We start from the raw sequence: 24508 nt of genomic DNA on the forward strand, positions 1-24508 counted from the left end.
GATTCTACATCATTTTTTCAAAGCCCGCAATCTGATGGGTTAATTTGGTGCGCCATTTTTGCGTTGTAGTTTTCAGAAAAAGTCCTTGACAAACATTAGCAAGATTTATTGGTTAGATGCTCTATTTCTCATTCATCCGTTCTATAACTTTTTCCGCTATTTTCTCAGCAACTTTTTCTAAAAGCACGTCCCCAGTTTTTATACTGTAATACTTCCAATTAAAGTTGGGGCTGTTAAGTAAATCATTAAGATATTGATAACGCTCCCCAAAATCTTTAGCCTCATCTAATGCGCTGCACTCGCTCATGTCTGTCTCCAAGGACGCAAAATCAAAATCTGTAAAAAAAAGTGAAAACAGAGCTTTTACCATATAATAAAGCTCATCCGTTTTTGTTTGATTTGCATTGCCTGTTAATTCATTACTGTCCTCTGCCCTCTCATCTTCATATTTAATCATAGCTTTTTCCAACTCATATTTTCTCCATTCGGGAGAATATGTGTCGCTTTCTCCAGTTCTAACATCATCCCCATGTTTTTTCTCAGCTTTTGCAATCTGCTTTCTTATAAGCTTGACAACATCCTCATGCGAGGTAATCTCAAGTTCTAACGCGCAATTGAGGCAAAAGACATTTGCCCCTCCTTGAACACGCTTTATATACGTTTGGTTAATATACTCTGGACAATCCAACACTTCCCTTATTTTTTTCTCAAGCGACTCCACAGACATTCCTTCCGGGGGAAGCCCTACATGATTTAGGGCTTTGCATGCAAGGTCCCATGCACTGAGGTCTTGAGGATACTTCTTCATATACACATTTGCAAAATTCTTACCCAACAGTTTTGTATCAACTGTAGTTGGATTCTCAATCGAATCAAGAGCAGAAGGATACCGTTGCTTTATAAACAGCACCACGTTTTGACTAATTCCATTTTGATATTTAACACTCAAATCCGCATCAAACCAATTCAAAAAGTCGTCACAAAACTCATCAAGGGAAACCATTGCACACATCTTGATATTCCTTTCTGCTTTCATGCAACGAATTAAAAAAGAGAGGCGATACTCAACGTACCACCTCTCCTTTGAGCGTGTTCTCAATAATTGGTCGTAAGATGGTCGTAAATCACAACCATTATAGTCAAAAAACGCTGATATTACAATATTTTTCAGTCCAAAGGCTTCATCGTGGGGAAGAGAATGACTTCCCGGATGGTGTCGGCGCCGGTCAGCAGCATGACGCAGCGGTCGATGCCCATGCCCATGCCGCCGGTGGGGGGCATGCCGTACTCCAGGGCGTTGAGGAAATCCTCGTCCAGCATCTCCGTCTCATCGTCGCCCCGCTCCCGCTGCTCCACCTGCTTTTCAAAGCGCTGGCGCTGGTCGATGGGGTCGTTCAGCTCGGAATAGGCATTGGCCAGCTCGCTGCGGCAGATAAACAGCTCAAACCGCTCCGTCAGGCGGGGGTCGGCCGGGCTGCGCTTGGTCAAGGGCGAGACCTCCACGGGATACATAGTGATAAAGGTAGGCTGGATGAGCTTCTCCTCCACCCGCTGGTCGAAGCAGGCGTACAGGGCATTGCCCCAGGTCTTTTCGGCGGCGTCCGCCAGCTCCACGCCCACGGCCTTGGCGGCGGCCACGGCCTCCGCGTCGTCGGTGATGGCGCCGAAGTCGATGCCCACATGCTCCTTCACCGCGTCCACCATGGTCAAGCGGCGCCAGCCGGGGGTCAAGTCGATCTGCTCGCCCTGCCACTCCACCTGGTAGGTGCCCAAAATCTTCTGAGCGGCGCCGGAGATAATCCCCTCGGCAATGTCCATCATACCGTGGAAATCGGTGTAAGCCTGGTACAGCTCCACGGTGGTGAACTCCGGATTGTGCTTGGGGTCCATGCCCTCGTTGCGGAAGATGCGGCCGATCTCGTACACCCGGTCCATGCCGCCCACGATGAGCCGCTTCAGCGGCAGCTCCGTGGCGATGCGCATGTACATGTCGATGTCCAGGGTGTTGTGGTGGGTGATGAAGGGCCGGGCGGCGGCGCCGCCGGCGATGGTGTTCAGCACCGGGGTCTCCACCTCGATATAACCCATGTCATCCAGATAGTTCCGCATAAACTTGATGAACTGGGAGCGGATAACGAAATTCCGCTTCACATCGGGGTTCACCATCAGGTCCACATACCGCTGCCGGAACCGCAGCTCCTTGTCCTGGAGGCCGTGGAACTTCTCCGGCAGGGGCAGCAGAGATTTGCTCAGCAGGGTGATGTTCTTGGCGCGGACGCTCATCTCGCCCCGCTGGGTGCGGAACACCTCGCCGTCCACACCCACGATGTCGCCGATGTCGAACTTCTTGAACTTCTTATAGACCGCCTCGTCCATCTCGTCCTGGCGGGCGTAGAGCTGGATGCGGCCATCCCGGTCCTGGAGGTCGCAGAAGCTGACCTTGCCCATGCCCCGCTTGCTCATGAGACGGCCGGCCACCTTCACGGCCTTGCCCTCCATGGCGTCAAAGTTGTCCTTGATCTGCTGGGAAGTCGCGTCCCAGTCGAACCGGGTCTCCCGGAAGGGGTCCTGGCCCTCCGCCTGGAGGGTGGCCAGCTTCTCCCGGCGGACCTTGGTCTGCTGGCTCAGATCCTGCTCCGGCTGCTGGGTTGTCTTCTGTTCAGCCATGTTCTTCTCCTTACCGCTCGATTTTGCGCACCGTGTAGTTGATGGAGCCCCGGGGCGCTTCCACCGTGACGGTGTCTCCCTCCTTGGCGCCGATGAGGGCCTTGCCGAAGGGGGATTCCTCGGAGATGATGCCGTGCATGGGATCGGCCTCCTGGGAGCCCACGATCTTATAGGCGGGCAGCTCCTTGCCGCTGGCATCCGCCACCGTCACCTTGCAGCCGATGGTGACCACGTTGGTGGGGGCGTTGCTCTCGTCCACGATGACCACGTGCTGCAGGATCTCCTCCAGCTCGGCGATACGGGAATACAGCTTGCCCTGCTCGTTCTTCGCCTCGTCATACTCGCTGTTTTCGGACAGGTCGCCAAAGCCCCGGGCTACCTTGATCTGTTCGGCCACCTCATCGGAGCGGGTAGTCTTCAAATAATTCAGCTCTTCCTGCAGTTCCTGGGCGCGGGCCGCACTCATTTTATATTCTTTTTCCATGTGCGCATTGTCCTTTCCTATCTTTTGATAAGGGCGCCGTTTCCGCCCTTGAATATACCAGGGTAATATTATAGTGGCTGGCAAATGGAATGTCAAGCAAAACCCAGGCATCAAGACACGTTTTTGCCGAAAACATGCCTGCTTTCCCCCTTTTTACCCCTTTGACGTTCCGAGACTGATCTGTCCCGGCCGAATAGCACCCGCCTCCCGCAGGGCGCAGAGCAGCTGCGGACGGTCGCACCCGCCGATGAGCCGTTCCTCCATGGCCGGCGGCAGCACCAGCGGAGGCAGATCCTCTCCGCCGCCCTCATACAGCGCCAGCACCACCGGATTTTTCCGCTTTAAGTCCCGCCGTTCACCGAACAGCACCAAGGCTTCCGCCCCCTCCAGCTGCTCCGCGGAAGGGCTCAGCAGCAGTGACACGCCGTACTCACGCCGCAGCTGGCGTCCCAACTCCTCGGCGCCGTAGGGCAGGTCCAGCAGCACATAGCGGTAACGCAGGGCAAGCTCCGTCACCGTCCGCACCAGTTCCCCGGTCAGCTGCTCTCCGGCCACAGCCACCCGGGCGCCGCCATCCACCCCCAGCCGTTCCAGGCGCCAGCTCACGGTTTGGGCCGCCAGGGCCCGCCGCAGCGGCAGGGTGGACACCGGACGGATCGCGTATTTTTCCAGTTCCCTTCCAAAGGGAAACTCCGCCGGCAGCACCGCCCGGACCACCCCCGCTTGATGGAGCTTTTTCGCTGCGGCCAGCACCCGCCGCCGCAGCACAGCCTCCGGCGTTTTGCGGCCCCGGATCACCTCCGCGCAGGCAAAACGCATATGCAGGACGCTCCGCTCCGTCAACACCACCTTTTTCTCCCGTTTACCGGGCTCCGGGCTTTTCCATAATAACATTCCCATCATAGCAAAACCGCCTCCCGCTCCATGGTATGGAGCGGGAGGCGGTTTTATGTCGCTTATCCGGCCAACGTATAGCCGGTGAGATAATTGAGCGGGTTGATGCGAACGCCGTTTTCCGAAATTTCAAAATGAAGGTGGGGACCTGTGGAGTGGCCGGTGGAGCCGGTGATCCCCAGCACATCTCCTTGATTGACGTAAGCTCCCACGCTGACCTTCCGGCTGCTCATATGGGCATACAGCGTTGTGTTGCCGCTGCCGTGGCTCACCACCACATAGTTGCCGTAGGAGCTGGAGTACTGGGAGACGATGACGGTGCCCGCCTTGGCGGCGTGAATCTCCGTGGTGTAGCCCACCCGGCCGATGTCGATGCCCTTGTGGTTGGTGGAGCCGATACCGCCGGGGGAGGCTCGGCCACCGAAGGTGGAGGTGATGTAATGGCTGCTCACCGGCCAGATGTAGCCGCCTAGGGCCGCGTTGGAGGTACCGCCGTTCTGGGCCGCCTGCTGGGCGGCCAGCTCCTTGGATTTCTTGACGATCATGGCCTGGATACGCTCTTCCTCTTTGTCCAGCTCGTCCAGGGTCTCCTTGTATTCATTTTCGTTGTCGTTGATCTCGTTCACCAATGCGATGGCCTCTTTGCGCTGGGCATCCAGCTCTGTTTTCTTGGCCACCAAGTCCGCCTTGGCTGCCTCGGATTCAGCCTTGCTGGCCTCCAGGGATGCCTTTTTTTCCTCGATCTCCACCTGCAGCGCCTGCAGCTGGTCGATGACCGCCTGGTCTGCGTCCATGATCTCGTTGACAATGTCCATCCGGCCCAAAAGGTCAGTGAAGCTCTCCGCCTTGAACAGCACAGACCAGTAGGAGACCTTGCCCCGCTCCTCCATGGCCCGGACCCGGGTGCAGAACAGCTCGTACTGGGCTTCCTCCCGCTGCTGGGCGTCCAACAGCTCCGCCTCCGTCTGGGTGATGAGGGCGGCGTAGTCGGCGATCTGTGCCTCCACGTTTTTGATCTGGGCCGCGGTATTGGTCACCTTCTGGTCCAGCAGCTGCTTTTTTGCCAGCGCTTGACTCTTGTCGTCCTTCAGCGCGTCCAGCTTGCTCTCCAGCTCTTTTCTCTGGCTGGTGAGGTCCGCGGCGTCATTTTTCAAGGCGTCAATGTCCGCTTGGGTCACCGCCAGGGCCGGTGTCAGCTCCGCTGCCGTCAGCGTTAGGGCCAGCAGCAGGGCCGTGAGGAGACGGGCTGCTTTTTTCATGTGATTCAGTCTCCTTTCCCCCGTCATACCTGCAGGAACTTGCGGATGGCGGACAAGCTGCCGCCCACGCCGATGATAATACCCGCCACTGCAAAGGAAACAGCCACAGGCACCCACATATCCGTAAATGGAATGATACTGATAAGCTGGAGGGTATCGTTGTTAGCCACGCCCCGGGCCACAGCCTCATACAGTCCCCACTGGAGCAGGAACGCCATCGCCGCGCCCAAAATGCCAAACAGGAACCCCTCATACACAAAGGGCCAGCGGATAAAGCCGTTGGTAGCGCCCACCATCCGCATAATGGCGATCTCCTCCCGCCGGTCAAAGGTGGTGAGCTTGATGGTGTTGGAGATGATGAACACCGACACCACGAACAAAATGGCAATGAGGGCCACGCACACCACCGTGGCCACATTCCGCACGGTGATAAAGCCGCCGGCGATCTCCTCGTAGGCGTTGACCTTGGCGATGCCCTCCACCGCCTTTACCCGCTCCACAGTCTGCTTTTGCTGCCGCAGGTTCGCGATTTTGATGGCGTAGCGGTCCCGAAGGATCTCCGGGTCCAGGTCCTGGAACAAGGCCTCATCCGGGTACTGCTCCACAAAATTCTCCATGGCCTCCTCCTTGCTGATAAAGGTGGCGGAGGCCACATTGGGAATGCTCAAGAGCTTTTTTTCCAGGGCTCTTGCCTGGGCTTCGTCATAGCTGTCGTCCACATAGGCCAGGATCTCGTTTTCCTGCTCCAGGTCCCGCAGCAGCTCGTTGGCGTTCACCGCCACCAGGGTGAAGGTGCCCATGATGAGCAGGCACGCCACGGTGATGCCGATGGCGGCAAAGGACATGAAGCCATGGCTGAACATGTTGGAAAGGCCCTCGTGGGCAAAGTAGCGGAAATCGTGCTTAGCCATGGATATGCCCTCCCACATAGCCGCCCACGCTGTCGTTGATGACGTGGCCGGAATCGATGGTGATGACCCGCTTGCCGAAGTGGTCCACCAGATCCTTTTCGTGGGTCACCACCACCACGGTGGTGCCCAGCTCGTTGATCTTCACCAAAAGCCCCATCAGCTCCAGGGACCGCTCCGGGTCCAGGTTTCCGGTGGGCTCGTCGGCGATGATGGTGTCCGGATTGTTCACCAGGGCACGGGCAATGGCCACCCGCTGCTGCTCGCCTCCGGAGAGCTCCGTGGGATAGCTGCTGGCCTTTTCCGCCAAACCCACCAGGTTCAAAACATACGGGATCCGCTCCCGGATCTGCTTGGGGCTGGCGCCTACCGCCCGCATGACGAAGGCCAGGTTATCATACACGGTCTTTTTTTCAATGAGGCGGAAGTCCTGGAAAATAACGCCCAAGGTCCTGCGCATGAGGGGGATCTGCCGGTTGGAAATGTTGCTGACGGAAAAGCCGTTGAGCATGATGCGGCCGGCACAGGGCTCCACCTCGCCGGTCAGCAGCTTGATAATAGTGGATTTGCCGGAGCCGGAAGGTCCCACCAGAAAGACGAATTCCCCGTCCTCAATGGTGAGGCTGATGCCGCGAATGGCCTTGGTCCCGTTGTCGTACTCCATCTCCACATCTTTTAAACGAATCATTTGGGCACCTCGCAGGTTTCATATGGATTCAGTCTCCCTACCGGCAAATCTTCCCTATTTTGCAGGCAGGTCGACATAATTCTTGAACAAATCACATTATATACGGTTTTCCGCTTCCGCGCAATATCTCTTGACAATTATTTGAGAAACTTTCCGGTCCTCATGGAACCGGTCATGCCGCAAAAAGCCCCGGCTGCATGGCAGCCGGGGCTTTTTCCGATGATACAGTTTAGGAATCGATGCCCCGGCTGGTCAAGTACTTCTTGACCATGAGGGCCACCTTGAAGGTGATGGCATCGTCGAATTCCCGCAGGTCCAGACCTGTGAGCTTCTTGATCTTCTCCAGCCGGTACACCAGAGTGTTGCGGTGGACGAAAAGCTTTCTCGCCGTCTCGGAGACGTTGAGGTTGTTCTCGAAGAACTTGTGGATGGTGAAGAGTGTCTCCTTGTCCAAAGCGTCGATGGGGTTCTTCTTAAAGACCTCCTGGAGGAACATCTCGCACAAAGTCGTGGGCAGCTGGTAGATCAAGCGGCCGATGCCCAGGTTCTCGTAGTTGATGACGTATTTCTCCGTGTCAAAGACCTTGCCCACCTCAATGGCGATATTGGCCTCCTTGTAGCTCTTGGCCAGGTCCCGAAGATGGGTGGCCACAGTGCCGATGCCCACCACCACAGTGGACTCGCTGCCGGAGCGGAGGGTCTCCTCGATGGAGGAGGCGATCTTGTTCAGTTCCTTGATGCCGGCGCCCTCCGCCATCTGGCGGATGAGGACCACATCGCCCTCGCCGATGCTGAGGACGAAATCATTCTGCCGGTCAGGGAACAGGGACTGGATCACATCCGTGGGGACGGATTCCCCCTTTTTCAAAGAGCGCACCACAAATACGCCCCGGGGCACGTCCGCCGTGACCCGCAGTTCCTTGGCCCGCATATAGATGTCTCCCAGCATGATATTGTCGGAGATGATGTCCTTGACAAAAGAACCCCGGTCATGCTTTTCCTCATAGTAGGACTTGGCGGCATTTAAGGCCACAGTGGCCATGGAGCAGACCGTCTTGCTGATCTCGTTGTCGCCAAAAGCGAAGGCGGCGTAGTCAAACTGGTTGCCCCAGCCGTTGAGCGCCTTGAAGGTCTTTCCGTCGGATGTGACCATGGACCCGGCGGCGTTGTTCACCACGGGCACATGCTCCGCCCAGCGCTGACCGATCATGGACAATTCGCTGCAGGCGATGACGATGCCCTCCGCATCGATAACGCCAACGGTACGGTCCGTATTCTCCTTTAACTGCAAAACCACATTTTGAAAAATTCTTCCAGACATGGCTGCCCTCCTCACCTAAAATCACACGGGAGTCTTTGTGCATTTTGTCAATGTCTACATTATATCGGCAATTTTGACGAAACGCAAGATGTTTTTTCTCTTTTCGACAAAAAAATCGTTTGCTTTTTGTTGAACATTTGAGTTTCGTTTGGTGATTATTGAGGATTTCTTAAATTTTCCACTTCTTCCGCCGTCAAAAAACGGTATTCCCCCCTGGGCAGCGCCGGGTCCAATGGCAGATTGCCCATGCGGACCCGCTCCAAATAAACCACTGGCTTGCCCCGTTGGGCCAGCATCCGCTTCACTTGATGGAATTTTCCCTCCCGAAGGGTAACAAGAGCTTCGCTCTCCTCCCCAACAGAGAGGACCTCCAGTCCGGCGGGAAGGCACACAAGGCCGTCGTCCAGGGTCATGCCGACGGCAAAGGCACGGCAGTCCTCCTCGGTCAATCGGCCCGCCACCTGGGTGTAATAGACCTTGTTTACATGGTGCCGCGGGGAGAGCAGCTCATGGGCCAGCTGTCCCTCGTTGGTCAAAAGCAGCAGCCCCTCCGTGTCTTTGTCCAGACGGCCCACCGGAAACAGATTTTGTTTCCGCAGCTCCGGCGGCAGCAGGTCCAGCACCGTGGGCCCCCGTCCGTCCTCCGTGGCGGAGAGGTAACCGGCGGGTTTGTTCAGCATCACCCAGGTGTAGCGGCGGTAGAGGATGCGCTCCCCATTCACCGCGATATCCGCCGTCTCCGGGTCCGCCTTGTCCTCCGCCGACCGTGCCGGAACGCCGTCCACCAGTACCCGTCCCTGGCGAATCAAGCTCTTCACCTCCCGCCGGGACCACCGGCCGGTGGACGCTATGATCTTGTCCAGTCGCTGCAGCGCCATGACTGTGCCTCCGTTTCTTCATTTCGCTGCCTATCCTATCATATTCCCGCCAAAAAATGAATAGGAAATTGCAGGAGGGATGGATATGCTTATTTGGACCGCACGGCTCTCCAAAAAACGGGCCGTACTCATGATCATCGCACTGGGGGCCGTCATGGCCGCCCTCATCTGCCTGTTCGCCGGCCGGCAGCAGCCAAAGCCGTCAGCCACGCCCCAGCTGCTCACCAACGCCGACCGGGTGACATACCTGTGCTCCTTTGGCTGGGAGGTGGAGCCGGAGCCTCTGGAGACACTGCAGTTCCTGCTGCCGGACACCCTGGAAGAGCCCTACCTCACCTATAATGACCTGCAGAAAAGCCAGGGCTTTGATCTGTCCGCCTGCTGCGGAAAGCAGGTGGCCCGCTACACCTACGCCGTCACCAACTACCCCGGCAGGGCCCAGGGCGTCCAGGCCAACCTGTACGTATGCGGGGACCGGCCTGCGGCGGGAGACATTTTCTGCACCGGTGCCGACGGCTTCCAGACCGGGCTGGCGTTTCCGAAGAGCTGAGTAGCGCCGCCTGCCGCTGATGCGGCAGGCGGCGTATATTTCCGCTTTCCACCGCGGGAAAAGCCTGCTATAATAATGTCTGCTGAATAAACCGCTTTGCGGTTTATTTGCGCGGCGGCAGCCACGCAGGCAGGCGGTCCGCCGCCCAAGTATTCCAAAGGAGATACCTATGAAGATCATCGACGCCCATCTGCACCTGTTCCCCGCCGACAGCGCCAAGGTGGAAGCCATGGCCGTGGCCGTGGGCCACCGCAACAGCGTCCACCACCTGCGGCAGGTCTACGGGGAACTGAACATCGTCCACGGCGTGGTCATGGGCAACCACAGCATGGACCCCTCCTACCACGACTATCCCACGGACCTCTTCCACTACTGCGTCGGGCTGGACAGCTCCCTGCTGCCGGAGGACGGCGCCGCCGCCCCGGATGACCTTGTCCGGCTGGCGGAGGAGAATTTGAAGCGGGAGGCCTGCTGCGGCGTAAAGCTGTATCCCGGCTACAACCACATCTGGCTGACGGACCCCCTGTACGAGCCCATCTATGCCCTGGCCGCCCGGTATGACAAGCCCGTGGCGGTCCACATGGGTCTTTCCGCCGGTCCCCGGGCGCATCTGAAATACTGCCACCCCCTGGTGCTGGACGAGGTGGCCGCCGACCACCCGGGCACCCGCTTTGTCATGTGCCACTTCGGCAATCCCTTTCTGGACGCCGCTGCCGCCGTGGTGGAGAAAAACCCCAACGTAGCCGCCGACCTGTCCGGCCTCTTGGAGGGCCGGGTAGACCTGGAGATCTACCTGCGGGAACAGGCAGGCTATGTTTCCCTGCTGAAAACGTGGCTCACCGCCATTGGGCGCTGGGATGACCTGCTCTTCGGCACCGACTGGCCCATCGTGAACCTAGGCGAGTATATCGCCTTCATCCGGGCCTTGATCCCGGAGAAATACTGGGAGCGGGTGTTTTTTCAAAACGCTGACCGCGTATACGGCTTGAGCCTGCAGTAAAAAACTCCGATGGTATACCATCGGAGTTTTTTGCTCAGCAGCAGCCATCCACGATGGCCTGCATCTGGTCCAGCTTCCGGTGCACATCCCGGGCCATGGCCAGCTGGCAGCGGGTACGCACCAGATTGTGGTCCGGGTAGTGGATGTTGAAATACAGGTCACCCACCAGGTAATCGTCCAAAAAGCGGCTGGCCAACTCCACCGTGATGGCAAACACGCTCAAAGCCAGGGACCGGCGCTCCTCAATGGTCAGCATGCCGGACACCTGGGACAAAAAGCCCTCCGTGAACTGGCGGAACTTCTCCAGATCGCAGCCGGCCCGCCGCCAATCCGGGCAGTCCTCCGCCACAAAGTTGGTGGCAAAGCGGATACCGTCGCCAAAGTCATGGCCCACCAGGCCCGGCATCACCGTGTCCAGGTCCACGATGGCCAGGGCCTCATGGGTATTTTCGTCAAAGAGGACGTTGTTGATCTTCGTATCGTTGTGGGTGACCCGGATGGGCAGGCGCCCCTGCTCATGCATGCGGGTCAGTTTCTCCGCCTCCTCCCGGATGGAGGCGATGTAGGCCAGCTCCTCCCGCGCCTCCGCAGCCCGGCCCAAGGGATCTTTCTCCGCATCGGCGAACAACGCCTCCAGCCGCTTGGGCGTATTGTGGAAGTTGGGGATGGTCTCGTACAGCTCCGCGGCCGGAAAGTCCGACAGCAGCATCTGGAACTCGCCGAAGGCCGCGCCGGTCTGCCGCAGGATCTTCTCGTCCAGGGTCTCGCTGTATGTGATGGAGGGGATGAAGTTACAAAGGCGCCAGAAGCAGTTCTCCTCGTCGTAAATAAAGGTTTTCCGCTCCTGGGTGTGGTGGTAGTGCAGGGCGGTCTGGCCCTGCTTCTTGGCCCGGATGTGCTCCGTCACCAGGTCTGCGTTGTGCATGAGCTGCTCCGGCTTGCGGAAAGCGTATGTATTCACCCGCTGCACGATGTACTGCTTTACCTGCCCGCCCGGGCGGCGGTAGGTGACCTTGTAGGTCCAGTTCACATTGCCCGCCTTGATCTGCTCATAGCCCACGAGCTTGCCCTCGATGCGGAACGCCTCGCAGACCTTTTGCAGCTTGTCCTTTATCTCCACAGGGATGCTCCCTCCGTTTTTCCTCTATCTTGCGTGTGTTTTGGCACACAATTATCCAATTATACTCTGATTATGGAGTATAGCATCCCGGACGCCGTTTGTAAACAGATGGTTTCACGGAGTTTCAGACTTCACGTGTTCCTTTTTGAAAAACCAAACCAGGCACAAAACGATCTGGACCACCGTGGACGCCGGGGTGGACAATCCCAGGTGGAACAGGCTGCCAGCCCTGCGGCCCACCAGCAGCGCCACCGGCAGCCGCACGCCAAACGCCCCCAGGAAGCCCTGGGCCATGACGAACAGGGTCTGTCCCCGGCCATTGAAATAGCCTACAAAGCAAAACAGGAAGCTGGTCAGCAGGCAGTCGATGGCATAGGCCTTCAAATACTCCCAGGCGGCGTCCACCACAGCCGCGTCCGCGGCGAACAGTCCCGCCAGCAGGTCCCCGTGGAAGAAGGCGCCCCAGGCCATGACCGCGCCGCAGACCAGAGAGGACGTGACCCCGATCCACAGCGCCCGGCGGGCCCGGTCCTCCCGGCCCGCGCCGATGTTCTGGGCCACGAAGGCGGACATGGACTGCATATAGGCCGACGGGACCAACATGACGAAGGCGCACAGCTTCTCCGCCACGCCCACGCCGGCGGAGGCCGTCACGCCCATGGCGTTGGCAATGGCGATGACCACCAGAAAGGAAATGCTCACCAGCAGGTCCTGCAGGGCAACCGGCGTGCCCAGACGGAGGATCTTCCTCATGATGGCGCCGTTGAAACGTACCGCGCTCCGGGGCAGGGCAAAGGGCAGCTGCCGCCGGCGGAGCAGCACCAGGGAGATCACAACGCTTACCGCCTGGGCAAACACCGTGGCGATGGCGGCGCCGGCCACGCCCATGCGGAAGATACCCACCAGCAGCACATCCCCCGCGATATTCAGCACGCAGGCGATGAGCACCGTGAGAAGCGGCATCGTGGAATCGCCCACCCCCCGGAAAATGCTGCCCAGCAGGTTGTAGGCCACAATGAACACACCGCCGGCGGCACACAGCCGCACATATCTGACGGTGCCGGCAAAGGCGCCCGCCGGTGCCTGCATCACCACCGCCAGCCGGGGTGCCGCCGCCAGCAGAACTGCCGTCACCGCCAGCGCCAACACCGTAAACAGGCAGATGCCGCCGCCCACCACCGCTCCGGCCTCCGTCCGGTTGCCTTCGCCGATCTTCTGGCCCAGCAGGACGGTGACGCCCATGGCAAGGCCGGTGATGACCGTGGTGACCGTATGCATGATCTGGCTGCCGGTGGACACGGCGGAAATATCCGCCGCCGTGCCGAACCTGCCCACCACCTGCAGGTCCACGGCGCCGTACATAGCCTGCAGCAGCAGCGCCAGCAGCACCGGCAGGGCAAAGCGCAGCAGCACCGGGAGGATGGGGCCTTGTGTAAAGTCTTGATGTTGTTTCATAAAAAGCCTCCCCGGGAGGGCAAACAAAAAAGCCGGACAAGACTCCGGGCGACACCCGGCATCTTATCCAGCTTTATGACTGCGGTCATAAGCCTCCGATGAACGCAGTCAAATTTACCACATGCTCCGGCAGTTGTCAAGAGGCTTGCCCTCATTGACCGGAAGGTTCTTCCTTTTTGTGAGTCCACTTTTTCCGGGGCTTTTTCTCATAGTCCTGCTGCCACTCCTCCAGCAGCACCTTGGCGTTGCAGCGGAACAGCAGCCGGACGGCGTAGACCAGCGCGTCCCGAGTGTCCTTTTCCATGTCCTTCATGGCACGGACCATGGCTCCCGCCGCCTTGAGACTCTCCTCCTTCAAGTCCGTCAGCGTCACAGCGCCGGAGGCGGACAGCACGGTGAACAATCCGTCCACGAACTTCTCGCGCTGGTCCAGGGGCATGTTATGGACCCACTCCTTCAGCGTCAGGTCGTTGAGATGGCCCTGCCGGGTGACGCTGCGGAGCTTGACGAAATGGTCTCCCAGCACCTCCCAGGAAAAGCCGTCGTGCTGCATGAGCCCCTGCTGGCTGCTGTCCACTACGGTGTAGTCCTCCTCGTGCTCCAGCAGCATCCCCACCACCGAGGACTTGGGCACGATGGACACGATGCGGTCCGCCACCCGCTGGTGCTCCGGCAGGTCCAGGATGTCATCGTGGAATCCGGGGCCGTCGTTGGACCAGATGGCGTGGATGCGCTTTTGGATGGAGCCGGGGGCGTATACGCCGGCGTACACCGCCAGGTTGCCGCCCTTGGAGTGGCCTCCCAGCCGCAGACGCCTGCGGGGGAACTGCCGGGCCACATCCCGCACGTACTGCACCGCCATTTTCTGGGCCGGGATCTCGGGCAGACAGGCCAGGAGAAAATCCTCCTTCCAGCCGGCCAGGGTGTCGTCCGTTCCCCGGAAGGACAGGTACAAAAGCCCGTCCCCCGTCTCCACGGTCAGCGCCGCGAACTGCTCCGCCTTTTCCGTGTCCAGCCAACTGACAAAGCAGTTGAGCTTCATGTCCCGGAAGCGGTTGGAATCCGCCATTTTCCGCAGCATGTCCGGAATGGCGTCCGGCACCAGGACGCCCATTTCGATCTTCTCCCCCGCGGGAACGGTTTTAAAAAAGGCCTCCGCCGCCTGGTGGAGCGGCACGCTCTCCCCCTCTCCCGGGGCGGGAACGATGCCGGCGAAGTCCACAAAGGACAGCTCCGCCAGAATGAGATTGTCCACCTCGTTGAAGGGGGCCTGCTCCAGTGTCAGGTCTCCCCGCCAGTCCAGATAATCCAATAGGTTTGCCATGGGCAGCCTCCTGTTTGATAAATACACCATATTATATGCTATATTTTTCCCGGACACAAGAGGTCTATCCGTCCGCCTCCTCTCATACACTGCACCATCACAACCGAGAGGTGGACGACAATGACAACTGCCAGAAACAACGATGTGCTGCTGGAGGGACAGGTTTCCGGCGCACCGGAATGGTCCCATGAAAACCACGGCACCCGCTTTTACCGCTTTTTGATGGAGATCCCCCGGCTGTCCGGCCAGGCAGACCTGCTGCCGGTGCTGCTGCCGGAGCCGATGCTGGCCCAGGCGGTGCCGAATACTCCGCTCCGGGTCCGGGGCCAGCTGCGCTCCTTCAACAACCGCAGCGGCGTGGGGAACCGGCTGGTCCTCAGTGTATACGCCACGGACACGGAGCCGCCCGCCGGACAGCCCTGCAACCGCATCGTCCTTTCAGGCGCCCTGTGCAAGCCGCCGATCTTCCGGAAAACACCCCTAGGCCGCAGCATCTGCGATCTGATGCTGGCGGTGCCCCGCCGGTACGGCCGGGCCGACTACCTGCCGGTCATCGCCTGGGGCCAGCTGGCGGTGCGGTCCAGCCGTCTGGCGGTGGGGGACCCCATCGCCCTGGAGGGCCGGGTCCAGAGCCGCCTCTATCACAAGGTCACGGAGAACGGCACCCAGGAGCGAACCGCCTACGAGGTATCCATGATGCATTTACTGGAGGAGGCTCCCCCGCCGGAGTGCTGACAGGCCGGGCGGCTCTTGTAATTCCCGCCGAAAAGAAATATAATCGGTGCAGAATGACTTTTGAACGGGAGCACACATATGCAGAAGATCTTGATCGACGCGGACACCGGCATTGACGATTCCATTGCCATCCTGTTCGCCTTAAAACAGCCCGGCGTCCGCGTGGTGGGCGTGACCACCGGCTGCGGCAACACCAGCGCCGCCCAAGCGGCGGAAAACACCCTGCGGCTCATCCACATGGTGCAGCCGCCCTATGAGGTGCCGGTGGCCATCGGTGCCAACAAGCCTCTGGTGGGGCAGTGGGCCGGGCCGGTGCCCCACATCCACGGCCGCAACGGCATCGGAGACGTGGAGCTGCCGGTGTCGCCGCAGAAGCCGCTGGCGGAGCCGGCCTGCGATTTCATCATCCGCATGATCCGGGAGCATCCCCACCAGCTGACGCTGGTGACCCTGGGCCGCATGACAAATCTGGCCTTGGCACTGGAAAAGGCGCCGGACATCGTGCCGCTGGTGAAAAATGTGGTGTTCATGGGGGGCACGCTCCACCACCCCGGCAACGTGTCCCCGGTGTGCGAGGCCAACCTGGCCGGTGACCCGGAGGCGGCGGACCTGGTGTTCCGCTCAGGCCTGGACCTGACCATGGTGGGCCTGGACGTGACCATGCAGGTGCGCCTCACCGCCCACCACCTGGACATGCTGGAAAAATACGCCCGGGAGGAAAACCGGCCCATCGCCGCCTATATCCGGCAGGCCATGGATGTATACTACCGCTTCAACCGCCTGCAGAACAACTGTCTGGACCACTGCCCGGTCCACGACCCCCTGGCGGTGCTGGCGGCGGTGGACCCCAGCCTTGTGACCATCCGCAAAGCCCCCGCCCGGGTGGAATGCGGCGGCACCTTCTGCCGGGGCATGGTGGTGGCGGATTTCCGGGAGCACCCCATTGACGCGCCGTATCTTTCCATCTGCACGGAGGTCGACGCCCGCAAGGCGGTGGAAAAGCTGATCACCGCCTTTACTTGATCTACAAAGGAGGACCCCATATGCGCGTTTTGAACATCGGCTCTTTGAACATTGATTATGTCTATGAAATGCCCCACTTTGTTCAGCCCGGCGAAACTTTGAGTTCTCTGCGTCTGCAGATCAACTGCGGCGGTAAGGGCCTCAACCAGTCCATCGCGGCGGCGAAAGCGGGATTGGATGTATACCACGCCGGCTGCATCGGCGAAGAGGGTTTGTTTCTTGTGGAGAAGCTGGCCCAGTCCGGCATCCATACGGACTACATCCGCCAGGTGGAGGATAAGACCGGCCACGCCATCATCCAGGTGGACCCCTCCGGCCAGAATGACATCATTCTGTACAGCGGCGCCAATCACGCTCTGACGGAGGAGGCTGTGGACGCGGTCTTGGCACGGTTCAGCCGGGGCGACATCGTCCTGCTGCAAAACGAGACCTCCTGCGTGGCGTACGCTGTTCGCCGCGCCTGGGAGCTGGGACTGCGCGTGGCTTTGAACGCGGCGCCCAGCGATGAAAATTTGAAGCAGGTCCCCCTGGAAAAGCTGGAGTGGCTGCTGGTGAACGAGGTGGAGGGTGCCTATCTGGCCAGGACCCAGGAACCGGCGGAGATCCTGCGGCGGCTGGGGCAGCGGTGTCCGGACACCACCATTGTGCTGACGCTGGGCGGTGCCGGCTCCATGGCCGCCCGGGGCGGTGAAACCGTCCACGTGCCCGCCATGACGGTGCAGGCGGTGGACACCACGGCGGCGGGAGACACCTTCACCGGCTACTTCCTGCGCCATGCGGCGGAGGGCGGCTCACTGGAGTCGTGCCTGCAATTGGCCACGGCGGCCAGCGCCCTGGCTGTCACCCGGCCCGGCGCGGCGGATTCCATTCCCTCCTACGAAGAGGTACAGGCGTTTTTGCGAGCATAATTGTTTTAGACGAAACAGCACCCCGGCGCGGCGCCGGGGTGCTGTTTCGTCTTATTTCGTGGGAAAACCGAAGCTGTCCCGCATGTCAAACAGGAACTGCAAAAAACTCTTGGGATAGGGGATGAAGCTCCCCTCGTCCACCATGTCCAAAAGCTCCGGCAGCGTCACCCACCGCACGGCGGACACCTCCTCCGCCTGCAGGCGGAAGCTGGCAATGTCCACATCCCGGCGCAGGATGAAAAAGTCATCGAAACCGCCGCCGAAGTTCACCGTCACCGCGGGCCGCAGGCCGCCCAGGTCCAGGGGATAGCCCAGCTCCTCCCGGAACTCCCGCTCCGCTCCCTGGCGGCTGGTCTCGCCGGCGTCCACGCCGCCGCCCACGGACACGTCCCACTTCTCCGGCCAGACCCGCTTGCCGGCGGTCCGCCGCTGGATGAGCAGCCGGTCCCGGCTGTCAAACAAACACACGTGGACCACCGTGCGGTATTCGCCGGGTCCTTTCTTTCCGTAACGCTCCGCCGTTTTTCCCAGAGGCGCGCGGTTTTCATCGTACAGGTCTACCAATTCCATACCTTCACCTCACTGCCGCCGGGCTGTTTTGTAATCATCGCCCAGCCGGTAAAAGGGGCAGGCGTTGTTGGCGCTGCGGAGAAACCGCTCCATCTCGTCCTCGTCCAGGTCCATGGTGCAGTAGTAGGACTCCGTCTCATCGTCATAGTCGTAGTGCACACACTCTTCGCAGTTGGCTGCCATATCATCCTCTCCTTTGCTAAAGGATTATAGCATAGATTCCGTCCACATCCAAGTGTTCTTTCATCACCAGGGCCTCCACGGCCTCCCGGGCCTCCCAGGGCGCCGCCCAGCAGAGGCCGCAGCCAGCCGTGATGGACCGGGGCACGGGAATGAGCCGACCCGGCACGTTGTTCTCCCGGCAAAGGCCCTCCATGGCCATGGCGCCGGTGGTGGTGCGGAAGGTCACCACGCATTTTTCCGTCCTCTCCCGCATGGTCACTCCTCCGTTGCCAGGACGCGGACCGCCTCCGCCGCCGCGTCGGTCTCCGCCTCCGTGTTGGCCCAGCCCCAGGAGAAGCGAACGGCTCCCTGTTCCGCCGTGCCCAGGGCCCGGTGGAGCCGGGGCGCGCAGTGGGCGCCGGGACGGGTGGCGATGCCGAAGCGCTCCGCCAGCTGGTCGGAGACCTCGGCGGAGTCATAGTCCCCGATGTTCAGCGTGACGATGGGCGCCCGCTCTTCTGCGGAAAAGTCGCCGTACACCGTGACGCCGGGAATACCCCGGACCGCCTGGTAAAACCGCCGGGCCAGGGCCTCTTCCCGGGTGCGGACGGTTTCTGCCCCCACAGTCCGGAGATACTCCAGGGCGGCGCCCAGGCCCGCGATGCCGTGGCTGTTGAGGGTACCGGCCTCCAGACGGGTGGGGTACTCCGCCGGCTGGGTCTCGGAAAAGCTCTGCACGCCGGTGCCGCCCACGGCAAAGGGGCGGATGTCCACGCCCTCCCCCACACACAGCCCGCCGGTTCCCTGGGGGCCCAGCAGGCTTTTGTGTCCGGTAAAGCACACCACATCAATGTGCTGCCGCGCCATGTGGATGGGGACCATCCCCGCCGTCTGGGAGGCATCCAGAATGAACAGCAGCCCATGCCGGTGGCAGAAATCCCCGATCCATTCAATGTCCGTCAAGTCCCCGGTGAGGTTGGAGCCGTGGGTACAGACCACAGCCCGGGTATTGGGCCGCAGCAGCCGGGAAAAGGCGCCGTAGTCCAGCTGTCCCCGCCGGTCCGCCGGGACAAAATCCACCGCCGCGCCCTGCTCCCGCAGGCGGTACAGGGGCCGCAGGACGGAGTTATGCTCCCAATCGGTGGAGATGACATGGTCCGCCGGCCCCAGCAAGCCGGAGATGGCGATGTTCAGCGCCATGGTGGAGTTAGGCGTGAAGGCCACACGGTCCGCCCCCGGACCGCCGAAGAGGTCCGCAAGCCTCCGCCGGACGGCGTAGATGCCCCGGGACGCCGCCAAGGCCTCATCATGGGCACCCCGGCCGCTGTTGCCGTAAGCGTCCATGGCGGCGGTAACAGCCGCCGCCACACCGGGCGGCTTAGGCCTGGTGGTGGCGGCATTGTCCAGATAGATCACGGCTTGACGACCTTTCCGGCTCCTGCCAGCTTTTCCACAATGGTGTACATATTCGTCACAGACCCCACCGCCAACTGCTCCGTCAGACCGTAGTGGTTCAAGCAGGTGCCGCAGGTGAGGATCTCCACCCCCTGGGCCTCCATGCTCTTGAGGTCCTCCAGAGATGCGGAGCCCTCCGTGGTCAGGCGGGCGCCGCCGTTATAGAACAGCATGGTCTTGGGCAGCTGCGGCAGCTGGCTGACGGCAAACAAAAAGCCCTTCATCAGCGTCCTGCCCAGCTCGTCGCTGCCCCGGCCCATGACATCCGTGTCCACCGCCACCAGGAGGTCTCCCCGGCTGTCCGGCACACAGGTGAGCTCCGGCTCCTGCCGGGGAGCCTGCCCCGCCGGCTCCGCCACCTCCATGGTGACCACGAACTCCTTCTCCCCTATCTTTTCCGAACGGACAGGCAGGTGGTTGCCGGCAGCCATTCTCGTTAGGTTCTGAACGGCGATCTCATTGTCCACATGGACCTCCAGGGTCCCCGGCTCCGTCATCTCCCGCAGGGCTCGGGTGGCCTTCACCACCGGGATGGGGCACTGCTCCCCCACCGCGTTCACAAGGATGTTTGCCATATGCGCTCCTCTTTTCCCGCCCGCAGGCGTTGTATTTTCTCCATTGTACTGTGAGGCGTCTTGAAAGGCAAGGGCTATTTTTTGAAAAGAACATCGCCATAGGAAAGCGTTTTTCCCGCTTTTTGTCTGAAAGCCCCCCATTTTCCTCTTTTTCCCACAATTTCCTTGACAGGCTTCCCTCTTTCACCGTAGAATAAAAAATATTCGTGCCGGCCCGGCAGCGGCGGCCGCAAAGAAGGATCGAGGTCTTATCCATGAAAAAACCATTCGTCACCCGGGAACAGCTGGAGGCAATCGCCGCCCAGTACCCCACTCCGTTTCATATTTACGATGAAGCCGGCATCCGGGAAAACGCCCGCCGGCTGAAAGCCGCCTTTGCCTGGAACCCCGGCTACCGGGAGTATTTCGCCGTGAAGGCCACTCCCACCCCCGCCATTTTGAAGATTCTGAAGGAGGAGGGCTGCGGCTGTGACTGCTCCTCCAAGACAGAGCTTTTGATGTCCGAGCGCTGCGGCATCACCGGGGAGCACATCATGTTCTCCTCCAACGACACGCCGGATGAGGAGTTCCGTCTGGCCGCCAAGCTGGGCGCCATCATCAACCTGGACGACCTAACGCTGGTGGACGCCCTGGAAAAGGCCGTGGGCAGCATTCCCGAAAAAATTTGCTGCCGCTTCAATCCCGGCGGCATGTTCACCCTGGGCGAGACCCGGGAGGGCTTCCAGGTGATGGACAACCCCGGCGACGCCAAGTACGGCATGACCCGCTCTCAGATCGCCGAGGCTTTCCGGCGGCTGTCCGCCATGGGTGCCCGGGAGTTCGGCATCCACTCCTTCCTGGCCTCCAACACCCTTTCCAATGAGTATTACCCCGCCCTGGCCCGCATTCTGTTCCAGCTGGCCGCGGACCTAAAGGCGGAGACCGGCGTCCACATCTCCTTCATCAACCTCTCCGGCGGCGTGGGCATCCCCTACCGTCCCGAGCAGCCGGCCAACGATATCGCCGTCATCGGCGAGGGCGTCCGCAAGGCCTATGAGGAGATTTTGGTGCCCGCCGGTATGGGAGATGTGGCCCTGTACACGGAGCTGGGCCGGTTCATGCTGGCCCCCTACGGCCACTTGGTCACCCGGGCCATCCACGAAAAGCACATCTACAAGGAATACATCGGCGTGGACGCCTGCGCCTGCAACTTGATGCGCCCCGCCATGTACGGTTCCTACCACCACATCACCGTCATGGGCAAGGAGGACGCTCCCTGCGACCACAAATACGACGTGGTGGGCGGCCTGTGCGAAAATAACGACAAGTTCGCCATAGACCGGATGCTGCCCAAAATCGACATGGGAGACCTGCTGGTCATCCACGACGCCGGCGCCCACGGCCACTCCATGGGCTACAACTACAACGGCAAGCTCCGCTCCGCCGAGCTGCTGCTCCGCCAGGACGGCAGCGTGGAGCTCATCCGAAGGGCGGAGACCGTGGAGGATTACTTCGCTCCCCTGGTGTGGTAAATCCCGACAAAGAACCTCCGGTGCAGTTCATTGAGCCGCGCCGGAGGTTTTTGCTGTCCAATATTTCTTACCGGGTGGGGATGATCTCGATCCAGTAGCCGTCGGGGTCGGAGATGAAGTAAATGCCCATCTTTGGGTTTTCAAAGCAGATGCAGCCCATCTCCTCGTGGCGCTTGTGGGCCGCCTCGTAATCGTCCGCCCGCAGGGCCAGGTGGAACTCGCACTCGCCCAGGTCATACTTCTGGGGGTGGTCCCGCAGCCATGTCAGCTCCAGCCGGAAGTCCGTCTGCCCGTCGCCCAAAAACACGATAACGAAGCTGCCGTCCTCAGCCTCCTTCCGGCGCACCGGCTCCAGTCCCAGGGCATCCTTGTAAAACCGGAGGGACTTGTCCAGGTCGGAAACATTGAAATTAAAATGGTTGAATGTCAGCATATAATCACCTCAGGACCAGTGTAACACAGAGCGGCCCCTGCCGCAAGCGCCTTTCCCCGTCCCGGCTCTCGCCGCCTTACACAAATCCACCGGAAAAGTTTTTTCGCTTTTTTAACAGTTTTCCATTTGACGGAAGCAGTTAGTCGTGATAAACTTTCCGCAGTTAGAAAAGGCTAACTTTTGGAGGGATACATATGACTTTAGATCTGCTGCCTTTGGGGCAGGATGCTGTCATCACCGCCGTAGGCGGCGCCGGTGCGCTGCGCCTGCGGCTGCTGGACATGGGCCTCATCCCCAAGACCACTGTCCGGGTGGAAAAGATCGCCCCCTTGGGCGACCCGATCGAGCTGCGGGTGCGGGGCTACTCCCTTTCCCTGCGGAAGGAGGATGCCCGGAACATCCAGGTGGAGGTGAGGGAAGTATGATCTTCGCCCTGGCCGGCAACCAAAACTGCGGCAAGACCACCCTGTTCAACCAGCTCACCGGCTCTAACCAGCATGTGGGCAATTTTCCCGGCGTCACCGTGGACCAGAAATCCGGTGAGATCCGTGGTCAAAAGGACTGCACCGTGGTGGACCTGCCCGGCATCTACTCCATCCGGCCCTACACGCCGGAGGAGATCGTCACCCGGGATTTCATTTTGAATCAGCGGCCCGACGGCATCATCAACATCGTGGACGCCACCAACATTGAGCGCAACCTGTACTTGACGCTGCAGCTCATGGAGATGCGCATCCCCATGGTGCTGGCGCTGAACATGATGGACGAGGTGTCCGCGGGCGGCGGCACCATCGACATCCAGGGCATGAGCCGTGCCCTTGGCATCCCGGTGGTGCCCATTTCCGCCGCCAAGAACCAGGGTGTGGACGAGCTGGTGAAAATCGCCGTCCTCACGGCAAAAAACCGGGTCTATCCGGCGGTCTACGACTTTTGCACCCCCGGCCCCGTCCACCGCTGTATTCACGCGGTGGTCCACCAGATCGAGGACCACGCCGAGTCCGCCCAACTGCCGGTGCGCTTCGCCGCCACCAAGCTCATTGAGGAGGACGAGGACATCCGCGTCCGGTTGGATCTGGACCAGAACGAACTGGAGCTCATTGAGCACAGCGTCCAGGAGATGGAGTCCGAGTGCGGCATGGACCGCAACGCCGCCCTGGCGGACATGCGCTATACCTTTATCGAACGTGTCTGCGCCAAAACGGTGGTCAAGTGCCGGGAATCCAAGGAGCGGGCCCGCAGCGAGGCCATCGACCGGGTGGTCACCGACAAGTACCTGGCCCTGCCGTTGTTTTTCGGCATCATGCTGGGCATTTTCTATCTGACCTTCAACGTCATCGGCGCCTTTTTGTCGGACCTGCTGGCCGCCGGCATCGACTCCCTCACCTCCATCGTTGACGCAGCGCTGACAGCCTACGGCCTGAATCCGGTGGTCCAGAGCCTGGTCATCGACGGCGTGTTCGCCGGCGTGGGCAGCGTGCTGAGCTTCCTGCCCATCATCGTGGTGCTGTTCTTCTTCCTGTCCATTCTGGAGGACACCGGCTACATGGCCCGGGTGGCCTTCGTCATGGACCAGCTGCTGCGGAAAATGGGCCTGTCCGGCCGCAGCATCGTGCCCATGCTCATCGGCTTTGGCTGCTCCGTGCCCGCCATCATGGCTACCCGGACACTGGCCTCGGAGCGGGACCGCCGCATGACCATTCTGCTGACGCCCTTCATGAGCTGCTCCGCCAAGATCCCCATTTACAGCGTGTTCGCCGCCGCCTTCTTCCCCCAGTACGCGGCGCTGGTGATGATCGCGCTGTATGTCCTGGGCATCGTGGTGGGCATCGCCGCCGCCAAGCTGCTGGGCGCCACTGCCTTCAAGGGCAACCCCGTCCCCTTCGTCATGGAGCTGCCCAACTACCGTTTCCCCTCCGCCAAGAGTGTGGGGCAGCTTTGCTGGGACAAGGCCAAGGACTTTTTGACCCGGGCTTTCACCATCATCTTCGTGGCCACCATCCTCGTCTGGTTCCTCCAGACCTTTGACACCCGGCTGAACCTGGTGGCAGACAGCGCCGACAGCCTGCTGGCCACCGTGGGCGTTTGGATCGCGCCGCTGTTCAAGCCCCTGGGCTTTGGCGACTGGCGGGTATCTACCGCCCTTATCACCGGCTTTATCGCCAAGGAATCCGTCATCTCCACCCTGGGCATCCTCACCGGCGCCGGCACCGATGTGACCGTGGCCGCCCTGGGCAACCTCTTCTCCCCCATCACCGCTGTCAGCTTCCTGGTGTTCACCCTGCTGTACACTCCCTGCGTGGCCGCCATCTCCGCGGTAAAGCGGGAGCTGGGCTCCGGCTGGAAAGCCGCCGGCGTGGCTCTCAGCCAGTGCGCCGTAGCCTGGGCGGTCGCCTTCCTGGTGTACCGCGCCGCATTGCTGATGGTATAAGGAGGGGCGTATGGAGCTTTTGATCCTGGCCGGTCTCGGCGTCTGGCTGGCGCTTGCCCTGCGGTCCTGCTTTCGCCGCAGGGGCGGCTGCGGCGGGTGCTGCGGCGGGTGCTGCGGCGGCTGCAAAAAACGGAACAGATAAGGACAACCCCGGACGGAG

27 protein-coding genes are annotated in these 24508 nt (G+C 60.5%); 9 read left to right on the plus strand and 18 right to left on the minus strand.

The window, feature by feature from the left end:
• Positions 1–121: 121 nt before the first annotated feature.
• The 9 genes from ACTQ4R_RS12370 to ACTQ4R_RS12410 form a co-directional block, all read right to left on the minus strand.
• Positions 122–1036, minus strand: coding sequence for a hypothetical protein (locus ACTQ4R_RS12370; protein ID WP_441629124.1), 915 nt, complete (start codon positions 1034–1036; stop codon positions 122–124).
• A 131-nt stretch (positions 1037–1167) separates the two neighbouring features.
• Positions 1168–2667, minus strand: coding sequence for a lysine--tRNA ligase (gene lysS / locus ACTQ4R_RS12375; protein ID WP_441629126.1), 1500 nt, complete (start codon positions 2665–2667; stop codon positions 1168–1170).
• 10 nt (positions 2668–2677) lie between these two features.
• On the minus strand, positions 2678–3151 hold the full coding sequence (gene greA / locus ACTQ4R_RS12380) for a transcription elongation factor GreA (protein WP_441629128.1): 474 nt from the start codon (positions 3149–3151) through the stop codon (positions 2678–2680).
• A 153-nt stretch (positions 3152–3304) separates the two neighbouring features.
• Positions 3305–4045, minus strand: coding sequence for a hypothetical protein (locus ACTQ4R_RS12385; RefSeq protein WP_441629130.1), 741 nt, complete (start codon positions 4043–4045; stop codon positions 3305–3307).
• A 62-nt stretch (positions 4046–4107) separates the two neighbouring features.
• Complete coding sequence (locus ACTQ4R_RS12390) at positions 4108–5304, minus strand: murein hydrolase activator EnvC family protein (RefSeq protein WP_441629132.1); 1197 nt, start codon at positions 5302–5304, stop codon at positions 4108–4110.
• A gap of 23 nt (positions 5305–5327) precedes the next feature.
• A complete protein-coding gene (ftsX, locus tag ACTQ4R_RS12395) occupies positions 5328–6215 on the minus strand; it encodes a permease-like cell division protein FtsX (protein ID WP_441629134.1) in 888 nt (295 codons plus the stop codon).
• On the minus strand, positions 6208–6900 hold the full coding sequence (ftsE, locus tag ACTQ4R_RS12400) for a cell division ATP-binding protein FtsE (protein ID WP_441629136.1): 693 nt from the start codon (positions 6898–6900) through the stop codon (positions 6208–6210). The genes ftsX and ftsE overlap by 8 nt, the downstream gene beginning before the upstream one ends.
• Before the next feature lie 229 nt (positions 6901–7129).
• On the minus strand, positions 7130–8221 hold the full coding sequence (locus ACTQ4R_RS12405; protein ID WP_441629138.1) for a PucR family transcriptional regulator: 1092 nt from the start codon (positions 8219–8221) through the stop codon (positions 7130–7132).
• A gap of 155 nt (positions 8222–8376) precedes the next feature.
• Positions 8377–9093 carry a pseudouridine synthase gene (locus tag ACTQ4R_RS12410; protein ID WP_441629190.1) on the minus strand — a complete coding sequence of 239 codons (717 nt, stop codon included), beginning with the start codon at positions 9091–9093 and terminating at the stop codon, positions 8377–8379.
• A gap of 91 nt (positions 9094–9184) precedes the next feature.
• Between ACTQ4R_RS12410 and ACTQ4R_RS12415 the strand changes: the two genes are divergently transcribed.
• Complete coding sequence (locus ACTQ4R_RS12415) at positions 9185–9649, plus strand: DUF4830 domain-containing protein (protein ID WP_441629140.1); 465 nt, start codon at positions 9185–9187, stop codon at positions 9647–9649.
• Positions 9650–9818: 169 nt separating this feature from the next.
• Complete coding sequence (locus ACTQ4R_RS12420; protein ID WP_441629142.1) at positions 9819–10649, plus strand: amidohydrolase family protein; 831 nt, start codon at positions 9819–9821, stop codon at positions 10647–10649.
• 34 nt (positions 10650–10683) lie between these two features.
• Here ACTQ4R_RS12420 and ACTQ4R_RS12425 read toward each other — a convergent pair whose 3' ends face one another.
• The 3 genes from ACTQ4R_RS12425 to ACTQ4R_RS12435 form a co-directional block, all read right to left on the minus strand.
• Positions 10684–11769 (minus strand): phosphotransferase enzyme family protein, encoded by a 1086-nt coding sequence (locus ACTQ4R_RS12425; protein WP_441629143.1) that lies wholly within the window; start codon positions 11767–11769, stop codon positions 10684–10686.
• 114 nt (positions 11770–11883) lie between these two features.
• Positions 11884–13224, minus strand: a complete 1341-nt coding sequence (locus ACTQ4R_RS12430) for an MATE family efflux transporter (RefSeq protein ID WP_441629145.1) — start codon at positions 13222–13224, stop codon at positions 11884–11886.
• A 151-nt stretch (positions 13225–13375) separates the two neighbouring features.
• Positions 13376–14548, minus strand: coding sequence for a DUF2974 domain-containing protein (locus tag ACTQ4R_RS12435; protein ID WP_441629147.1), 1173 nt, complete (start codon positions 14546–14548; stop codon positions 13376–13378).
• A 120-nt stretch (positions 14549–14668) separates the two neighbouring features.
• On the opposite strand from ACTQ4R_RS12435, the gene ACTQ4R_RS12440 reads away from it, so the two are divergent.
• From ACTQ4R_RS12440 to ACTQ4R_RS12450, 3 genes are all read left to right on the plus strand, one after another.
• Entirely contained in the window at positions 14669–15283 is a 615-nt protein-coding gene (locus ACTQ4R_RS12440) for a single-stranded DNA-binding protein (protein ID WP_441629149.1), read from the plus strand.
• 78 nt (positions 15284–15361) lie between these two features.
• On the plus strand, positions 15362–16306 hold the full coding sequence (locus ACTQ4R_RS12445; RefSeq protein ID WP_441629151.1) for a nucleoside hydrolase: 945 nt from the start codon (positions 15362–15364) through the stop codon (positions 16304–16306).
• A 20-nt stretch (positions 16307–16326) separates the two neighbouring features.
• Complete coding sequence (locus tag ACTQ4R_RS12450; RefSeq protein ID WP_441629153.1) at positions 16327–17214, plus strand: ribokinase; 888 nt, start codon at positions 16327–16329, stop codon at positions 17212–17214.
• Between the two features lie 51 nt (positions 17215–17265).
• Here ACTQ4R_RS12450 and ACTQ4R_RS12455 read toward each other — a convergent pair whose 3' ends face one another.
• Genes ACTQ4R_RS12455 through yedF form a run of 5 tightly spaced genes read right to left on the minus strand, consistent with a single transcriptional unit; the run spans position 17266 to position 19976 of the window.
• The gene (locus ACTQ4R_RS12455; RefSeq protein ID WP_441629155.1) at positions 17266–17784 is read right to left on the minus strand and encodes an NUDIX hydrolase; all 519 of its coding nucleotides are present in this window, start codon (positions 17782–17784) and stop codon (positions 17266–17268) included.
• A gap of 9 nt (positions 17785–17793) precedes the next feature.
• Positions 17794–17967 (minus strand): DUF6472 family protein, encoded by a 174-nt coding sequence (locus ACTQ4R_RS12460; RefSeq protein WP_441629157.1) that lies wholly within the window; start codon positions 17965–17967, stop codon positions 17794–17796.
• A gap of 16 nt (positions 17968–17983) precedes the next feature.
• Entirely contained in the window at positions 17984–18220 is a 237-nt protein-coding gene (locus ACTQ4R_RS12465; RefSeq protein ID WP_441629159.1) for a DUF3343 domain-containing protein, read from the minus strand.
• Between the two features lie 2 nt (positions 18221–18222).
• Positions 18223–19362 carry an aminotransferase class V-fold PLP-dependent enzyme gene (locus tag ACTQ4R_RS12470; protein ID WP_441629161.1) on the minus strand — a complete coding sequence of 380 codons (1140 nt, stop codon included), beginning with the start codon at positions 19360–19362 and terminating at the stop codon, positions 18223–18225.
• Complete coding sequence (gene yedF / locus ACTQ4R_RS12475; protein WP_441629163.1) at positions 19359–19976, minus strand: sulfurtransferase-like selenium metabolism protein YedF; 618 nt, start codon at positions 19974–19976, stop codon at positions 19359–19361. Before yedF ends, ACTQ4R_RS12470 begins: the two co-directional genes overlap by 4 nt.
• Positions 19977–20230: 254 nt before the next feature.
• Between yedF and ACTQ4R_RS12480 the strand changes: the two genes are divergently transcribed.
• Entirely contained in the window at positions 20231–21487 is a 1257-nt protein-coding gene (locus ACTQ4R_RS12480) for a diaminopimelate decarboxylase (protein ID WP_441629165.1), read from the plus strand.
• A 67-nt stretch (positions 21488–21554) separates the two neighbouring features.
• Here ACTQ4R_RS12480 and ACTQ4R_RS12485 read toward each other — a convergent pair whose 3' ends face one another.
• Entirely contained in the window at positions 21555–21920 is a 366-nt protein-coding gene (locus ACTQ4R_RS12485) for a VOC family protein (RefSeq protein ID WP_441629167.1), read from the minus strand.
• Between the two features lie 194 nt (positions 21921–22114).
• Between ACTQ4R_RS12485 and ACTQ4R_RS12490 the strand changes: the two genes are divergently transcribed.
• From ACTQ4R_RS12490 to ACTQ4R_RS12500, 3 genes are read left to right on the plus strand one after another with little or no spacing between them, the layout of a single operon-like run.
• The gene (locus tag ACTQ4R_RS12490; protein ID WP_441629169.1) at positions 22115–22345 is read left to right on the plus strand and encodes a FeoA family protein; all 231 of its coding nucleotides are present in this window, start codon (positions 22115–22117) and stop codon (positions 22343–22345) included.
• Complete coding sequence (gene feoB / locus ACTQ4R_RS12495) at positions 22342–24348, plus strand: ferrous iron transport protein B (RefSeq protein WP_441629171.1); 2007 nt, start codon at positions 22342–22344, stop codon at positions 24346–24348. Before ACTQ4R_RS12490 ends, feoB begins: the two co-directional genes overlap by 4 nt.
• Positions 24349–24358: 10 nt before the next feature.
• Positions 24359–24490, plus strand: a complete 132-nt coding sequence (locus tag ACTQ4R_RS12500; RefSeq protein WP_441629173.1) for a hypothetical protein — start codon at positions 24359–24361, stop codon at positions 24488–24490.
• Positions 24491–24508: the final 18 nt, after the last annotated feature.

The organism is Dysosmobacter sp. Sow4_B12 (assembly GCF_052116665.1).
GTDB lineage: Bacteria > Bacillota > Clostridia > Oscillospirales > Oscillospiraceae > Oscillibacter.

What these genes read in the sequence shown, in the direction of transcription:
- ACTQ4R_RS12445 (WP_441629151.1), top strand. Translation starts at nt 15,362, where the DNA reads ATGCAGAAGATCTTGATCGACGCGGACACCGGCATTGACGATTCCATT.
- ACTQ4R_RS12500 (WP_441629173.1), top strand. Translation starts at nt 24,359, where the DNA reads ATGGAGCTTTTGATCCTGGCCGGTCTCGGCGTCTGGCTGGCGCTTGCC.
- greA (WP_441629128.1), bottom strand. Translation starts at nt 3,151, where the DNA reads ATGGAAAAAGAATATAAAATGAGTGCGGCCCGCGCCCAGGAACTGCAG.
- ACTQ4R_RS12450 (WP_441629153.1), top strand. Translation starts at nt 16,327, where the DNA reads ATGCGCGTTTTGAACATCGGCTCTTTGAACATTGATTATGTCTATGAA.
- ACTQ4R_RS12455 (WP_441629155.1), bottom strand. Translation starts at nt 17,784, where the DNA reads ATGGAATTGGTAGACCTGTACGATGAAAACCGCGCGCCTCTGGGAAAA.
- ACTQ4R_RS12440 (WP_441629149.1), top strand. Translation starts at nt 14,669, where the DNA reads ATGACAACTGCCAGAAACAACGATGTGCTGCTGGAGGGACAGGTTTCC.
- ACTQ4R_RS12490 (WP_441629169.1), top strand. Translation starts at nt 22,115, where the DNA reads ATGACTTTAGATCTGCTGCCTTTGGGGCAGGATGCTGTCATCACCGCC.
- yedF (WP_441629163.1), bottom strand. Translation starts at nt 19,976, where the DNA reads ATGGCAAACATCCTTGTGAACGCGGTGGGGGAGCAGTGCCCCATCCCG.
- ACTQ4R_RS12460 (WP_441629157.1), bottom strand. Translation starts at nt 17,967, where the DNA reads ATGGCAGCCAACTGCGAAGAGTGTGTGCACTACGACTATGACGATGAG.
- ACTQ4R_RS12485 (WP_441629167.1), bottom strand. Translation starts at nt 21,920, where the DNA reads ATGCTGACATTCAACCATTTTAATTTCAATGTTTCCGACCTGGACAAG.
- ACTQ4R_RS12435 (WP_441629147.1), bottom strand. Translation starts at nt 14,548, where the DNA reads ATGGCAAACCTATTGGATTATCTGGACTGGCGGGGAGACCTGACACTG.
- ACTQ4R_RS12370 (WP_441629124.1), bottom strand. Translation starts at nt 1,036, where the DNA reads ATGAAAGCAGAAAGGAATATCAAGATGTGTGCAATGGTTTCCCTTGAT.
- ACTQ4R_RS12405 (WP_441629138.1), bottom strand. Translation starts at nt 8,221, where the DNA reads ATGTCTGGAAGAATTTTTCAAAATGTGGTTTTGCAGTTAAAGGAGAAT.
- ACTQ4R_RS12480 (WP_441629165.1), top strand. Translation starts at nt 20,231, where the DNA reads ATGAAAAAACCATTCGTCACCCGGGAACAGCTGGAGGCAATCGCCGCC.
- ACTQ4R_RS12430 (WP_441629145.1), bottom strand. Translation starts at nt 13,224, where the DNA reads ATGAAACAACATCAAGACTTTACACAAGGCCCCATCCTCCCGGTGCTG.
- feoB (WP_441629171.1), top strand. Translation starts at nt 22,342, where the DNA reads ATGATCTTCGCCCTGGCCGGCAACCAAAACTGCGGCAAGACCACCCTG.
- ftsX (WP_441629134.1), bottom strand. Translation starts at nt 6,215, where the DNA reads ATGGCTAAGCACGATTTCCGCTACTTTGCCCACGAGGGCCTTTCCAAC.
- ACTQ4R_RS12420 (WP_441629142.1), top strand. Translation starts at nt 9,819, where the DNA reads ATGAAGATCATCGACGCCCATCTGCACCTGTTCCCCGCCGACAGCGCC.
- ftsE (WP_441629136.1), bottom strand. Translation starts at nt 6,900, where the DNA reads ATGATTCGTTTAAAAGATGTGGAGATGGAGTACGACAACGGGACCAAG.
- ACTQ4R_RS12385 (WP_441629130.1), bottom strand. Translation starts at nt 4,045, where the DNA reads ATGTTATTATGGAAAAGCCCGGAGCCCGGTAAACGGGAGAAAAAGGTG.
- ACTQ4R_RS12390 (WP_441629132.1), bottom strand. Translation starts at nt 5,304, where the DNA reads ATGAAAAAAGCAGCCCGTCTCCTCACGGCCCTGCTGCTGGCCCTAACG.
- lysS (WP_441629126.1), bottom strand. Translation starts at nt 2,667, where the DNA reads ATGGCTGAACAGAAGACAACCCAGCAGCCGGAGCAGGATCTGAGCCAG.
- ACTQ4R_RS12465 (WP_441629159.1), bottom strand. Translation starts at nt 18,220, where the DNA reads ATGCGGGAGAGGACGGAAAAATGCGTGGTGACCTTCCGCACCACCACC.
- ACTQ4R_RS12415 (WP_441629140.1), top strand. Translation starts at nt 9,185, where the DNA reads ATGCTTATTTGGACCGCACGGCTCTCCAAAAAACGGGCCGTACTCATG.